Source organism: bacterium, from assembly GCA_018830565.1.
GTDB lineage: Bacteria > UBA9089 > JAHJRX01 > JAHJRX01 > JAHJRX01 > JAHJRX01.
Genome location: JAHJRX010000004.1, coordinates 1 through 13,556, shown reverse-complemented (window position 1 = coordinate 13,556; position 13,556 = coordinate 1). Strand labels below are relative to the sequence as shown.

Below are 13,556 nucleotides of genomic sequence, written 5' to 3'. Positions count from 1 at the left end.
CATTAAAACCAAAAGAAGAAAAAGAGCAATTAAAGATAAGAAAGGTGCATATTCTTCCATTGGATCACCCTTGGAGGAAGTTTAAAATAAACCCATATAAAAGATCTTTTTTATCTAATACAAAATAGGACATTTCTATTTAACGGAAAACAGGACATTTTCATTTTGCTGTTACAAATTCTTCTTTTTTCTTGACAATAGCTAAATCTTAACTTATAGTAAGTTTTTAATAAAAATTAGACTGTAAAAAATAATACTGATAACTAACCCATTAAGATTTGGTTACTGACACCTGAATGCTGACGAATTATTATGTTTGAAAATTTATCCTCCAAATTACAGACAGTCTTTAAAAAATTACGAGGAAAGGGAAAGCTTTCAGAAAAGGATGTTTCTCTAGCCTTAAAAGAAATAAAATTAGCTCTTTTAGAAGCTGATGTTAATTATAAAGTAGTAAAAGAATTTATCTCTTCTATCTCTGCCAAAGCTTTAGGCAAGGAAATATTAGAAAGTTTAACTCCAGCTGCTCAAGTAACTAAGGTTGTCCATGAAGAATTAATCAATATCTTAGGAGGAAGCTTTAAGGCTTTAGAAATTACTAATAAGCCTTTTTTTATTAAATTAGTTGGTTTGCATGGCTGTGGAAAGACTACTACGGCTGGAAAATTAGCCTTATTTTTAAAACAAAAGGGGCATAAAGTTTTATTAGTAGGCACAGATATTTACCGACCTGCAGCCGTGGAACAACTTCAAGCACTGGGAAGAAAGATTAAAGTAGAAGTTCACTGCCCAAAAGAAGGAGAAAGTCCAGTTGATACCTTAATTTCTGCTAAAAAAATAGCTACTTTAAACTCTTTTGAGGTGGTGATTATAGATACAGCCGGACGATTTCATATTGACCAAGAGATGATGCAAGAACTTAAGCTGATGAAAGAAGAAAGTAAACCTGATGAAATCTTATTAGTGGTAGATGCTATGACCGGTCAAGAAGCAGTAAATATCTCCAACCATTTTAATCAAGAATTAAACCTGACGGGGGTAATTTTAACTAAACTAGATGGAGATGCCCGAGGAGGAGCTGCTTTGTCCATTAATATGACTATTAAGAAACCAATAAAATTAGTAGGCATTGGAGAAAAATTAGAAGATTTGGAAGTCTTCTATCCTGAAAGAATGGCTTCGAGAATCTTAGGAATGGGTGATGTCTTATCTTTAATTGAAAAAGCTGAAAAAATAATAGATAAAAAAAAGGCTTTAGAATTAGAAAATAAGATTCGGAAACAAAGTTTAGACCTTAATGATTTTTTACTTCAAATTCAACAAATTAAAAAGATGGGCTCCATGGAACAAATTATAAGTATGATTCCAGGTTTAAGCCATCAAATAAAAAACACTTCTGGATTAAATTTTGGAGAAAAAAATTTAAATAAGACTGAAGCTATTATTTTATCTATGACGAGAGAAGAAAGAGAAAAACCTCATATTATTAATGGTAGTCGAAGAAGACGTATTGCTATAGGAAGTGGATCTACTCCTAACGAAATAAATAATCTTCTTCGCCAATTTGAACAAATGAAATTACTTACTAAGGGTTTTCACAAAAAATCAAATCAAAAACAGATGTTCTCTTTTTTAAGATAGGAGGTGAAGATTTATTGGCAGTTAAAATAAGACTTGGAAGAATGGGTTGTAAAAAAAGACCGATCTACCGGATTGTGGTAGCAGATTCTAGATTTTCTCGAGATGGACGTTTCATTGAAAGAATTGGTTACTATAACCAATTAGATAATAAAACAACTTTAAAAGTAGATGAAGAAAAGGCTATAAGTTGGCTAAAAAAAGGAGCTATTCCTACCAATACAGTTAAATCTTTATTTACAAATTTAGGTTTGTTTAAAAAACTACCAGAAGTAAAGATATAGTTTTATGGAGGTTGTTAATGAAAGAGCTTTTAGAGTATATTATTAAATCTTTAGTAGATAATCCCTCAGAGATAACGATTAATCAAATTGAGAGTGAAAAGACAACCATTTTTGAACTCAAAGTAGCTAAAGATGATGTAGGAAAAGTAATAGGAAAACAAGGAAGAATTATTAAATCCATTCGGATTTTATTAAATGCTGCGGCCATTAAATATAACAAACGAACAGTGCTTGAAGTTTTGAATTAAGGAAAACTGGGCATGGATGAGGAGTATATAGCAGTTGGGGAAATTGTTGGAACTTTTGGAAATAAAGGAGCTGTAAAAGTAAGATCCTTAACCGACAATCCTCACCGTTTTGAAGAACTAAAAGAGGCTTTTCTAATTAGCCAGGATAAAGAGATAAGTAAAGTAAAAGTTACGGCGATTAATTATCGAAAAAACCAGATAACTTTAAACATTAAAGGATATGATAATATCTCCGAGGCAAAAAATTTATTAAATCAGACTGTAGCTATCTTAAAAAAAGATTGTCCTGAGCTACCTGAAGGTAGTTTTTATGAATTTGAGATTATAGGTTTAAATGCTTATGATACTCAAGATAATTATTTAGGAAAGGTAGTCGATATTTATAAAACGGGTAGTAATGATGTTTATGCTCTTGACAATGATCTCCTCTTGCCTGCTATTAAAGAAGTAATTAAGAAGATTGATTTAGAAAATAAGAAAATGACTGTCTTTTTAATGGAAGGACTAGTTTAGATGTTAAGAATAGACATCTTGACGATCTTTCCTGAATTTTTCTCTTCTCCTTTAAAGGTAAGTCTTGTTAAAAAAGCGATTGATCATCAGCTGTTTTCTGTAAATTTACACAATCTACGTTCTTTTGCTTTAGATAAGCAGGCCACGGTGGATGATGTTCCATTTGGTGGAGGTCCAGGGATGGTCTTAAAACCTGAACCTATCTTTAAAGCATTAGAATCACTTCCTAGGGGAATGGTAATTTTACTTTCTCCTCAAGGAAGATTGCTAAACCAAGATTTAGCTATCGAACTATCCAAGAAAGAACATCTAATCTTTATCTGTGGACGATATGAAGGAATAGATGAAAGAGTAAGTGAAAATGTAGTTGATCTTGAGCTTTCCATTGGTGATTATATCTTAAATGGAGGAGAGGTCGCTGCTTTAGTCTTAGTAGAAACAGTAGGAAGGCTTATTCCTGGTGTTTTAGGAAATATAGATTCTTTAAAGGAAGAGTCTTTTGCTAAAGAAATCATAAGTTATCCCCAATATACTAGACCAGCTAATTATCAAGGCTTAGAAGTGCCCTCGGTCTTACGAAGCGGTAATCATAAAGAAATAAGACTATGGCGGGAAAAAAAAGCTCTAGAAAAGACTGACAAGAATAGAAAAGATTTAATAGATAAATTTAACAAGAAAGGCAATATATGAATATCATAGAAGAAGTTACTGAGGCTCAATTAAAAAAAGACATTCCTATCTTTAGCTCAGGTGATACGATCAAGGTAATTACCAAAGCTCTTGAAGATAAAAAAGGAAGAAAACAATCTTTTGAAGGTGTAGTCATTAAGCGGCACGGTTCAGGTATCAGCAAAACATTTACTTTAAGAAAGATTTCATATGGAGTAGGCGTTGAAAAGACTTTTCCTTTGCATTCTCCAACTATTGAGGAGATTAAAGTAACTCATGAAGAAAAAAGTAAAAGAGCAAAATTATACTATTTGCGTAAAAAGAAAGGCAAGCGGTGACTAAAGCCAAAAGAAAAATTACCAAGAAACAAGAAAGATGAATCCTAAGAAAGATCTTTATCTTCACGAAAACTCCTTAATCTCCACGGGAGTTAATTATATTTGTGGTGTAGATGAAGTAGGAAGAGGATCTTTAGCTGGTCCAGTAGTAGCCGCAGCAGTAGTGATGCCTAAAAATTTAATCATCGATGGAGTTGATGATTCTAAGAAGTTAACCTCAGCAAAAAGAGAATATTTCTACAAAATTATATCTAAATCAGCTTTAAACATGGGCATTGGCATCATAGAAGAAAAAATTATCGATTATCTTAATATTTTAAAAGCTACTTACTTAGCTATGCAAAAAGCTTTATCTAACTTGACTCTTCAGCCAGATTATATCTTAGTAGATGCTCTAAAAATTCCTGAAATTAATATTCCCCAAAAGCCAATCATTCACGGAGATCAACTTAGCCATACTATTGCTTGTGCCTCTATTATAGCTAAAGTAACCCGAGATAAAATTATGGACAATTATCATCAAGAATTTTCCAAGTATGGTTTTAATAAGCATAAAGGCTATGGAACAAAGACTCATCTCCAAGCAATTAAAGATTTTGGAATATGTAGAATTCATCGACAAACTTTTGCTCCTATCTCTAATCTTTTACCTCTTAACTAATGATGACCATTTCTTCTATAAAAAACCAACCATTTATAAAAGACCAACCATCTACCCTTACTATACCTTCCGAAGCTTCTACTTACTTAGAAGGAAAGATTGAAGTTGGAGAAATTCTTAAAGCTCAAGTTCAAGCTATTTATAAAGACAGCAAGGTTTCTTTAGACATCAAAGGAAAAAATTTCACCGCTTTTACTAACTTAAGTTTTAATAAAGGAGAGATAATTGATCTTCAAGTCAAAGAACTTACTCCTCAAATTATTTTCCAATTAATCCCCCAAGGTGAAAATCAAGTTTATGCTAATAAATATACCCACCTTGATCTTAAAAATATCTTAAAATCTTTAGAAGTGCCCGTTAATAAAGAAAATATAAATATCGTAGCTAAGCTTTTAGAATATAACTTACCCCTTAACAAAGAGGTAATTTTAGAAATTAATAAAAATTTACAAGCTTTAAATTTAAATCATCTTTCAGATATTGAAACTTTAGTCTTTCTAAAAGCTAAAGATATTCCTTTCTCCCCCACTTCTTTTCATTGTTTAAAACAATATCTTTTTGAAAAAATATCTCTCTTTGATTATCTAAACAACTTAAAAGAAACCCTCAAAAATCTTCCCTTAGAAAAAGATTTAAAACAACAATTTGATAGATTTTTTGATCAGTTATCTGCTCTTTCTCTGGAAAAAGACAAGTTTTCTATCAATCTTAAAGACTTTTTAAGCAACTTAGGTTTAGTTTTAGACCCAGAAAAAGAGGTGAATTTAAAAAAACTCCTTTTGAAACTTAAAGATTATTTAATTTCCGATCAAAAAGATTTTTCTTATCCAGCCTTACCAAAGCTCTTAGAAACATTGGACCAAACTTTACTTTATCTTACCTCCCTTCAACTTTTAAACCAAGATGGAGGTGATCTTCGTTATCTTTATTGGGAAATTCCTTATCAGATCTCTTCTTATCAAGAGCCAGTAAAGATTAAGATAAAATATCAAAAGAAAAAAAAGGGTGAAAAGATAAATTTAAATGATTTAAGCATCTCTTTTTTATTCAGAACTTCTGGCTTAGGAAATGTTGCTCTAAATATACATTTAAAAGATAAATTAATTCATGGCCAGATCTCTTTAGAAGACTTTGTTAAGAAAAATTTTGCCTTAAATCACATAGAAGAGCTTCAGGCTAATTTAACTTCCATAGGATACCAAGAAGCTAAAATTGACTGTAGAATATTACCTATTCCAGAAAAAGAATTTTATGAAGATCGATCTATTAACTTAGACAACTTAAGTAAGATTGATCTAAAGATTTAGTCGAGAACTATTCCTTGTTTTATGATGAAAAAAGAAGAAGATCTTAAGTATAAAAAAGCAGCTGCTTTGAAATACAAGCGAGAAAAAGACCAAGCTCCGGTAATTGTAGCCAAAGGAAGGGGAATTGTTGCTCAACGGATTGTTGAAATTGCTAAGGAATGCCATATTCCTATTTACGAAGACCATGATTTAACAGAAGCTTTAAGTTTGTTAGACATTAATAAAGAAATACCAGAAGAATTGTATCAAGTGGTAGCTGAAGTCTTGGTGTTTGTTTATTCCTTAAACCAAAAGTGGAAAAAAGGAATTTATGTCAAGTAAAGATTTAGGGAAAAAAGGAGAAGAAATAGCGGTAAAATATTTAAAGAAACAAGGATATAAGATCATAGAATTAAACTATCAAACCAAATTAGGCGAAATAGACATTATTGCCTTAGATAAAAATATTTTAGTCTTCATTGAAGTTAAAAGTAGAATATCTCCAAGATATGGACCACCGATAGAAGCAGTTAATCAAAGAAAAAGACTTCAAGTAGAGAAAGTAGCTAAAGTCTACTTAACTCAAAAAAACTTATGGCATTTAAATTGTAGATTTGATATTGTTTCTATTATCCTTACTGCTCAAAAACCTAATATTTTCTTAGCAAAAGATGCATTTTGGGTAGAATCTGAAAAATAGTCAGTGGCCAGATGTCAGTTGCCAGAAAATAGCGGTCAGATAGCTGAAAGCTGATACCTGAATACTGACGAAAAATAAAACAAAGTATGTTGTCTAAAGTTTATAGCAGCTCTATCTTTGGTATTGATGCTTACGTAGTCACGGTAGAGGTAGATCTTTCTCCCGGCCTGCCATCTATCAATATTGTAGGCTTGCCTGATACTTCCATCAAAGAAAGCAGAGATCGGGTAAGAGTTGCTCTTAAAAGTTCCAAGTTTGAGCTTTCTCCTCAAAGAATTACCATAAACCTTGCTCCGGCCGATCTCAAAAAAGAAGGGTCCTTATTTGATTTACCTATTGCCATTGGAATCTTAGCGGCTTTAGAAAAAGTAGAGAAAGAGAGTTTAAATAACTATCTTTTAGTAGGTGAACTTTCTTTGGATGGCAAGCTAAGACCTATTAAAGGCGCTCTTTCTATCGCTATTTCTGCTAAAGAAAATAACTTTAAAGGAATTGTCCTGCCTTTTGAAAATTCCTGCGAAGCTTCTATCATTCCTGATTTAGCAGTAATTCCAGCTAAAGAGTTAGCTGAAGTAGTAAAGTTCTTAAATAAAGAAATAGATATTTCCCCTTGTCAAGCAGATTCGGAAAAGATATTCGTAAACCATACTCATTACGATTTAGATTTTGCTGAAATAAAAGGTCAAAAGCAAGCGAAAAGAGCTATTGAGGTAGCTGCCGCCGGAGGACATAATGTCTTAATGGTAGGCCCTCCTGGGAGTGGCAAAACTATGATGGCCAAGCACATTCCTACCATCCTCCCCGAATTAAGCTTAGAAGAAGCTATTGAAATTACTAAGATTTATAGCGTTACAGGATTAACCTCTTCTTATACTCCTTTAATCTCTACCAGACCATTTAGATCTCCTCATCATACTATCTCTGATGCAGGCTTAGTAGGAGGAGGCCCTTTTCCTCATCCTGGAGAAATTAGCCTTTCTCATCATGGTGTTTTATTCTTAGATGAACTTCCTGAATTTGCTCGACATACCTTAGAATCTCTTAGGCAACCCTTGGAAGATGGAGTAATTACTGTCTCCAGGGCAAATAGCAGCTCTACCTTTCCAGCTCGTTTTATGTTTATCGCCGCTATGAATCCTTGTCCTTGTGGATTTTTAGCTGACCCGATAAAAGAATGCACTTGCCATCCCAGCGCTATTCAAAAATATTTTGGTAAAGTTTCAGGGCCTCTCTTGGATCGTATCGATATTCAAATTGAGGTTTCTAGAATAAAGTCTCAAGATATAGAGGAAAATACCGAATTTATAGAAAGCTCTATTTCTATTAGAGCTCGGGTTAATAAAGCTCGTCAGATCCAAAAAGAACGTTTTAAAAGAAGAAAAAATGTCTTTTTCAATAGTCAGATTTCTCAAAAAGATATGAGTAAATTTTGTGCTATTGATCAAGACAGCAAGACTATTCTAAATAAGGCCATGGAGAAATTAGGGTTAAGTGCTCGAGCTTATTATAAGATCTTAAAGGTTTCTCGAACGATTGCTGATTTAGAAGAAAGTCAAGAGATAAAAAGCTACCATATCTTAGAAGCCATCCAATATCGTAATTTAGACCGCCAACGTTGGTTATAATAAATAAACGTTCACGTGCCAAGATAAGCTCTTTGAATCCTAATTGACTGAAGAAGTCAATCATCGTAGATAGGCCTAATGAAAATTGGGCTGCGAACTATAAGCATTAAACTAAAAACCTTCCCTGATTGTTTTAATCTATGATCTAAGGTCTATCTCTTCTTTGACTACTTTTTGCAAATTTTGGTATTTAATTTATATGCCTAACTTAATAAAAAAGAAGAGTTTAAAGCAATTAAAAGAAGAAAGATCCTTTTTTGGTAAAAAATATACCCGCCAAGAATTAAAAGTAGCTTTAGTCTTTCCCAATACTTATTACTTGGGAATGAGTAACTTAGGTTATCTAACTATCTTTAACTTATTAAATCAAAGAGAAGATACCTATTGCGAAAGAGTCTTTCTGCCTGAAGGAACGGATTATTTTGAGCATACCCGGACTAACCCTCCCTTACTTAGTTTAGAATCACAAACATCCCTTAAAAACTTTGATCTGATTGCTTTCTCCATCCCCTTTGAAGGAGACTACCTTAATCTCCTTAAGATTCTTACCTTAGCTAACTTACCTCTTTTAAGCAAAGAAAGAAGCTTTCCTTTAGTGATAGCGGGAGGAATTACCTGCTTTTCAAATCCAGAACCACTTTCAGATTTTATAGATTTATTTATTTTAGGAGAAGGAGAAGAAATACTTCCAGAGTTTATTGATACTTATAAAGAAATAAAAGATAAACCTAAAGAAACTATCTTAAAATCTTTAAGCCAGAAACAAGGAATTTATGTTCCTTCTTTATTTAATATCTTTTATGATCAAAGAGGTAAAATCTTAAAAGTTGAAGGAAAAAAGGATAACTTAAAAAGAATATTTGCCAAGAACATAAATAGTCCTTATAATCAATCCTTAATCATTACTCCCAATACTGCCTTTAAAAACCAGTATTTAACAGAAATTACTCGAGGATGCAAACAAGGATGCCGTTTTTGTCTAACCGGAGCTATTTACCGACCTTTTCGTTTTAAAGAGAAAAAATTAATTATTTTCCAGGCTAAATTAGCTCTTCAACATACAGATAAAATTGGTTTAATAGGCCCTAATATTTGTGAACATCCAGAAATAGAAGATCTTTGCCAAGAATTATCTGCTTTAGGCTTTAAAATTAGCACTTCTTCCTTAGAAAGCATCTCTTTATCGAGCCAATTAACCTCCTTTCTTTCCCAAGAGACCATCACCATTGCTCCAGAATGTGGGTCTGATCAATTAAGATTCTCTATGAATAAAGAGATTACCAACCAAAGTATCTTAGCTAAGCTCAAAGAATTAAAGAGTATTGCTAAATTAAAGCTTTATTTTATAATAGGACTACCTCAAGAAAGCCTGGACGAGGTAAGAGAAATAATAAACTTTGTCGAAAAAATTAAAGAATTAAATCTTTTTAGAAAGTTGGTTTTAAGTATTAATCCTTTTATTCCCAAACCTAACACGGCTTTACAGTGGTTAGATCTGGAAGATGAAGATACCTTAAGATTAAAGATAAATCTTCTCAAAACCCATTTTAGAGGAAAGGTTAAACTTTCTTTAGAAAGCATCAGATTATCTATCCTTCAAGGGATACTAGCCAGAGGAGATAGGAAGCTAGGCAGATTATTAACTACCTTGTTAAAGAAAGAACAAAATATTAAAGAAGCTTTTCAACAATCAAATTTATCTTACTCCTTTTATCGTTTTAGAAATTTTGAGGATTATGAAATCTTGCCTTGGGACCACTTAAACTGTGGTTCTAATAAAGAGTTTCTTTTAAAAGAAAAAGAAAGATATTTTAAAAAAATAACCTCTTAGGTGGTGCTTTGGTCACGGCAAAAGTGAAATTTGTTCAAATTGAAGATTTAACCCTAGAAACTTATCTTCACTTCGACCAACTTGGTCTTAGTAGAGCCTATACCACGACTAAAAAAAATGGAGTAAGTCAAGGCGCTTATCAAGGTTTAAATCTATCTCTCGAGGTGGGTGATAAAAAAGAAGATGTCTTAAAGAATAGAAGTATCTTAGCTCAGAGATTAAAGACTAATTTAGAAAAGATTGTTATTTGCAAGCAAGTTCACAAAACCAAAGTAGCTACCGTTAAAAGTAATTCTACCTTTAAATACTTTGAGAATTATCAAGCAGATGCTTTGATAACTAACTTAACAAATGTCCCTATTGCTATTCTCACGGCTGACTGCCTGCCTATTTTTATCTTAGATCCTATCAATAAAGCCGTAGGATTAGCTCATGCTGGATGGAGAGGTACTTTAGAAAATATATCTGAGAAAATATTAGAAACTATGAAAAAAGAATACCATACCGAGGCTGCTTCTTGCTTGATAAGCATAGGACCTTCTATTAAAACTTGCTGTTGTCAAGTAAGTTTAGAATTAGCAGAAAAATTCTTAAGTAATTTTCATTATCTTAAATCAAGATTTATTACTCTTAAGGACCAAACTTATTATTTAAATTTAACCTTAATTAACAAAGAATTACTTATTAATTTAGGAGTTAAAAAAGACAACATCCTTATTAGTAAAAATTGTACTTTCTGCCAAAGGGAATACTTTTTTTCTTACCGCCGAGACAAAAAAGATACTGGAAGAATGATGTCTCTGATGTTCTTACTTTAAAGGTAGTGTAGTTAAATTAATTTACCTATGTCAAACTTTCATCAATAACGTGAATATCAAGACTCAACTAAGCCGTAACAATAACCATCTCGTCGCTATCTTGGAAAAAAATAAGCCTTACTTAGAAGTAAAAAACACTTATTAAACTTAGTAAATTACCCCTATCTATAAAATCTTCTTATTTTACTTCTAGAAATAACTTGAACTTATTAAGTAAATTTGAAACCTATGGTCTTAATTTAATAAAGAAACTTCTAATCAGCTATTTTTCTAAAAACAGCCGGAATTTCTTCGATCTCTCTACTATCTTTACTTAAAAATTTTTCTGGTCCAATTAAAATCTCTCGTCGTAGATTATCTTTCTTAATTCTAATACCTGGTTTCTCATAACGATAATCTTCAAGATTTATGGTTGTCTTGGAACTTGGCTTCTCTTTTTCTTTTACTTCTCCAAAACCGGTAGCAATAATAGTAATATGCATTTCATCATGGAGAGACTCATCAATAGCTTGACCATAAATAATATTAGCTTTTTTATCAGCCATTTCTGAAATAATACTAGCCGCTTCATTAACCTCATGAATAGTAAGATCTTCGCCGCCAGTAATATTAATTAAAATAGCCCTAGCTCCTTCTATAGAAACGTCCTCTAAAAGAGGAGAATTAATGGCTGCTTGGGCAGCCGTAACCGCTCTATTCTCTCCTACTCCAATGCCAATACCCATAAGAGCTTTACCCATTCCGGACATAACTGTTTTTATATCTGCAAAGTCTAAATTTATGATTCCTGGATGAATAACTAAATCTGAAACACCTTGAATCCCTTGCCTTAGTACATCATCGGCTATTCTAAAAGCTTCTATCACCGTAGTCTTTTTCTCTGAAGCTGATAAAAGTTTTTGATTGGGAATAACGATTAGAGAATCTACTCTTTCAATTAATTCCTTTATACCTCTCTCTGCATTTTCTTGCCTTTTAAAGCCTTCAAAAACAAAAGGTTTAGTTACCACGGCAATAGTTAAAGCACCTAATTCCTTAGCCACTTCAGCCACAATAGAAGAAGCACCTGTCCCTGTGCCGCCTCCCATACCAGTAGCCACAAAAACCATATCTGCCCCTTCTAAGCTAGACCTAATGAGCTCTCTATCTTCTTCAGCCGCTTGTCTGCCAACTTCTGGATTTGCTCCTGCTCCCAATCCACGAGTTAATTTAACTCCAATTTGCAATTTATTGGGAACTTCGCACATTTGAAGAGCTTGGGCATCCGTATTCATTACCCAAAACTCCACTTCCTCAACTTTTCTACCCATCATTCTACTAACAACATTGCTTCCTCCACCGCCAATTCCAATTACCTTTATCTTAGTAGATCCATAGGCTTCGCTTTCAAAATCTATCATTTTTCCCCCTCTCTTAAACATTTTTCTTAACTTTAAGTTATATTTTATACCTAATAAAAATTGGGTATATCTTAATATTACCTTTTTTTAAGAATTAAAAGAATTCACTAAACCAATTTCGGGCTTTAGCGCTTAAACTTTTAAATACATTTTCTCCTACTGCTTTAAAACCTCTTGTAACTAATCTACTCTTCATACCATAGGAGACCAACCCCACCGCGGTAGTATAGACAGGTTTACTGACGATGTCCACTAAGCCACCTATATTTTTAGGTGTTCCAATCCTTACCGGACAATCAAAGATACGTTCTGCTAATTCTGGAATACCTTCTAACATTGCTTCGCCGCCAGTAAGAACAATACCGGTGGTTATCGAATTTTCATATCCTACTGCTTTGATTTCTCGATTAACTAAATTAAATATCTCTTCTAATCGAGCTTCAATAATCTTAGCTAAAATTTCTCTGGGAATAAAATGCTTTTTTCTTCCGCCGACACTCATTACCTCCACTTCTTCTCCAGAACTTACCATAGAAGATAAAGCACATCCATATTCAATCTTTAGTTTTTCTGCTTCAGTGATAGGAGTGCGTAATCCTACCGAGATATCCTTAGTCACATTAAAACCACCAATCGAAAGGATTTCTGTATGCCAAATGCTTCCTTCCACAAATACGGCGACACTAGTAGTTCCCCCGCCTACATCCACCAAAACAACTCCTAATTCTTTTTCATCTTCGCTTAAAATAGCGGCACTAGAAGCCAGGGGAATTAAGATTACATCCTCTATGCTTAGCCCTGCTCTATTAACACTCTTAACCACATTTTGAACAGAAGTTACTGCTCCGGTAACAATATGGGTCTCTACTTCTAATCTTACCCCTGACATGCCAACAGGGTCATTAATACCATCTTGTCCATCTATAATATATTGTTGAGGTAAGATATGGATAACTTCACGATCCAAGGGTATAGCTACTGCTTTAGCCGCATCAAGAACTCTATTGACATCAGTTTGGGCAACTTCTCTACTTCGAGAAATAGCAATCACCCCATGACTGTTAAGTCCCTTGATATGGCTACCTCCAATTCCCACATAACAAGAACTTATATCAACTCCAGCCATAAGTTCTGCCTCGGCCACCGCAGTCTCTATAGCTCTTACTGTAGCATCTATGTTGACCACTACCCCTTTTCGCAATCCAGTAGATGCTGTAGAGCCTACACCTACTATTTCTATTTGGCCATCTTCACCTTCTTCGCCAATGACCGCACAAACTTTACTTGTTCCAATATCAAGTCCTACAATCGGATCCCCTTTTGGCATATCTTCCCCCTTATCTACTTTTTTACCAATTCTTAAATAAATAGCAATTTATTCATTTTGTCAAGGAATTTTTAAACCTTGTAACAGCAAAATGAAAATGTCCTGTTTTCCGTTAAATAGAAATGTCCTATTTTGTATTAGATAAAAATGATCTTTTATATGGGTTTATTTTAAACTTCCTCCAAGGGTGATCCAATGGAAGAATATGCACCTTTCTT

The 13,556-nt window shown here is 33.3% G+C and carries 15 protein-coding genes; 13 read left to right on the top strand and 2 right to left on the bottom strand.

What is annotated here, in order from left to right; genetic code table 11:
* Nucleotides 1–312: 312 nt before the first annotated feature.
* From ffh to pgeF, 13 genes are all read left to right on the top strand, one after another.
* Entirely contained in the window at nt 313–1,641 is a 1,329-nt protein-coding gene (gene ffh / locus KJ849_00425) for a signal recognition particle protein (GenBank protein MBU2599042.1), read from the top strand.
* Nucleotides 1,642–1,655: 14 nt separating this feature from the next.
* Nucleotides 1,656–1,922, top strand: coding sequence for a 30S ribosomal protein S16 (gene rpsP, locus KJ849_00420; protein ID MBU2599041.1), 267 nt, complete (start codon nt 1,656–1,658; stop codon nt 1,920–1,922).
* Between the two features lie 17 nt (nt 1,923–1,939).
* Nucleotides 1,940–2,170 (top strand): KH domain-containing protein, encoded by a 231-nt coding sequence (locus tag KJ849_00415; GenBank protein ID MBU2599040.1) that lies wholly within the window; start codon nt 1,940–1,942, stop codon nt 2,168–2,170.
* Between the two features lie 12 nt (nt 2,171–2,182).
* Nucleotides 2,183–2,683: a ribosome maturation factor RimM gene (gene rimM / locus KJ849_00410; GenBank protein ID MBU2599039.1), complete on the top strand. Its 501-nt coding sequence runs from the start codon at nt 2,183–2,185 to the stop codon at nt 2,681–2,683.
* Nucleotides 2,684–3,373 (top strand): tRNA (guanosine(37)-N1)-methyltransferase TrmD, encoded by a 690-nt coding sequence (gene trmD / locus KJ849_00405; protein ID MBU2599038.1) that lies wholly within the window; start codon nt 2,684–2,686, stop codon nt 3,371–3,373. It abuts the gene before it with no gap.
* Nucleotides 3,370–3,690, top strand: coding sequence for a 50S ribosomal protein L19 (gene rplS, locus KJ849_00400; GenBank protein ID MBU2599037.1), 321 nt, complete (start codon nt 3,370–3,372; stop codon nt 3,688–3,690). Before trmD ends, rplS begins: the two co-directional genes overlap by 4 nt.
* Before the next feature lie 37 nt (nt 3,691–3,727).
* The gene (locus KJ849_00395; GenBank protein ID MBU2599036.1) at nt 3,728–4,351 is read left to right on the top strand and encodes a ribonuclease HII; all 624 of its coding nucleotides are present in this window, start codon (nt 3,728–3,730) and stop codon (nt 4,349–4,351) included.
* Nucleotides 4,351–5,658, top strand: a complete 1,308-nt coding sequence (locus tag KJ849_00390; protein MBU2599035.1) for a hypothetical protein — start codon at nt 4,351–4,353, stop codon at nt 5,656–5,658. The genes KJ849_00395 and KJ849_00390 overlap by 1 nt, the downstream gene beginning before the upstream one ends.
* A gap of 24 nt (nt 5,659–5,682) precedes the next feature.
* Nucleotides 5,683–5,979, top strand: a complete 297-nt coding sequence (locus tag KJ849_00385; GenBank protein ID MBU2599034.1) for an EscU/YscU/HrcU family type III secretion system export apparatus switch protein — start codon at nt 5,683–5,685, stop codon at nt 5,977–5,979.
* A complete protein-coding gene (locus KJ849_00380; GenBank protein MBU2599033.1) occupies nt 5,969–6,337 on the top strand; it encodes a YraN family protein in 369 nt (122 codons plus the stop codon). Before KJ849_00385 ends, KJ849_00380 begins: the two co-directional genes overlap by 11 nt.
* Nucleotides 6,338–6,423: 86 nt before the next feature.
* Nucleotides 6,424–7,962: a YifB family Mg chelatase-like AAA ATPase gene (locus tag KJ849_00375; protein ID MBU2599032.1), complete on the top strand. Its 1,539-nt coding sequence runs from the start codon at nt 6,424–6,426 to the stop codon at nt 7,960–7,962.
* Between the two features lie 199 nt (nt 7,963–8,161).
* On the top strand, nt 8,162–9,793 hold the full coding sequence (locus KJ849_00370; protein MBU2599031.1) for a radical SAM protein: 1,632 nt from the start codon (nt 8,162–8,164) through the stop codon (nt 9,791–9,793).
* Nucleotides 9,794–9,801: 8 nt separating this feature from the next.
* Nucleotides 9,802–10,611: a peptidoglycan editing factor PgeF gene (gene pgeF, locus KJ849_00365; protein MBU2599030.1), complete on the top strand. Its 810-nt coding sequence runs from the start codon at nt 9,802–9,804 to the stop codon at nt 10,609–10,611.
* Between the two features lie 254 nt (nt 10,612–10,865).
* Here the strand turns inward: pgeF and ftsZ are convergent, their stop codons facing one another.
* Both ftsZ and ftsA read right to left on the bottom strand, forming a co-directional pair.
* Entirely contained in the window at nt 10,866–12,011 is a 1,146-nt protein-coding gene (gene ftsZ, locus KJ849_00360; protein ID MBU2599029.1) for a cell division protein FtsZ, read from the bottom strand.
* A gap of 94 nt (nt 12,012–12,105) precedes the next feature.
* The gene (gene ftsA, locus KJ849_00355) at nt 12,106–13,338 is read right to left on the bottom strand and encodes a cell division protein FtsA (protein ID MBU2599028.1); all 1,233 of its coding nucleotides are present in this window, start codon (nt 13,336–13,338) and stop codon (nt 12,106–12,108) included.
* Nucleotides 13,339–13,556 lie beyond the last annotated feature (218 nt).

What these genes read in the sequence shown, in the direction of transcription:
- ffh (MBU2599042.1), top strand. Translation starts at nt 313, where the DNA reads ATGTTTGAAAATTTATCCTCCAAATTACAGACAGTCTTTAAAAAATTA.
- KJ849_00415 (MBU2599040.1), top strand. Translation starts at nt 1,940, where the DNA reads ATGAAAGAGCTTTTAGAGTATATTATTAAATCTTTAGTAGATAATCCC.
- rimM (MBU2599039.1), top strand. Translation starts at nt 2,183, where the DNA reads ATGGATGAGGAGTATATAGCAGTTGGGGAAATTGTTGGAACTTTTGGA.
- trmD (MBU2599038.1), top strand. Translation starts at nt 2,684, where the DNA reads ATGTTAAGAATAGACATCTTGACGATCTTTCCTGAATTTTTCTCTTCT.
- rplS (MBU2599037.1), top strand. Translation starts at nt 3,370, where the DNA reads ATGAATATCATAGAAGAAGTTACTGAGGCTCAATTAAAAAAAGACATT.
- KJ849_00395 (MBU2599036.1), top strand. Translation starts at nt 3,728, where the DNA reads ATGAATCCTAAGAAAGATCTTTATCTTCACGAAAACTCCTTAATCTCC.
- KJ849_00390 (MBU2599035.1), top strand. Translation starts at nt 4,351, where the DNA reads ATGATGACCATTTCTTCTATAAAAAACCAACCATTTATAAAAGACCAA.
- KJ849_00385 (MBU2599034.1), top strand. Translation starts at nt 5,683, where the DNA reads ATGAAAAAAGAAGAAGATCTTAAGTATAAAAAAGCAGCTGCTTTGAAA.
- KJ849_00380 (MBU2599033.1), top strand. Translation starts at nt 5,969, where the DNA reads ATGTCAAGTAAAGATTTAGGGAAAAAAGGAGAAGAAATAGCGGTAAAA.
- KJ849_00375 (MBU2599032.1), top strand. Translation starts at nt 6,424, where the DNA reads ATGTTGTCTAAAGTTTATAGCAGCTCTATCTTTGGTATTGATGCTTAC.
- KJ849_00370 (MBU2599031.1), top strand. Translation starts at nt 8,162, where the DNA reads ATGCCTAACTTAATAAAAAAGAAGAGTTTAAAGCAATTAAAAGAAGAA.
- ftsZ (MBU2599029.1), bottom strand. Translation starts at nt 12,011, where the DNA reads ATGATAGATTTTGAAAGCGAAGCCTATGGATCTACTAAGATAAAGGTA.
- ftsA (MBU2599028.1), bottom strand. Translation starts at nt 13,338, where the DNA reads ATGCCAAAAGGGGATCCGATTGTAGGACTTGATATTGGAACAAGTAAA.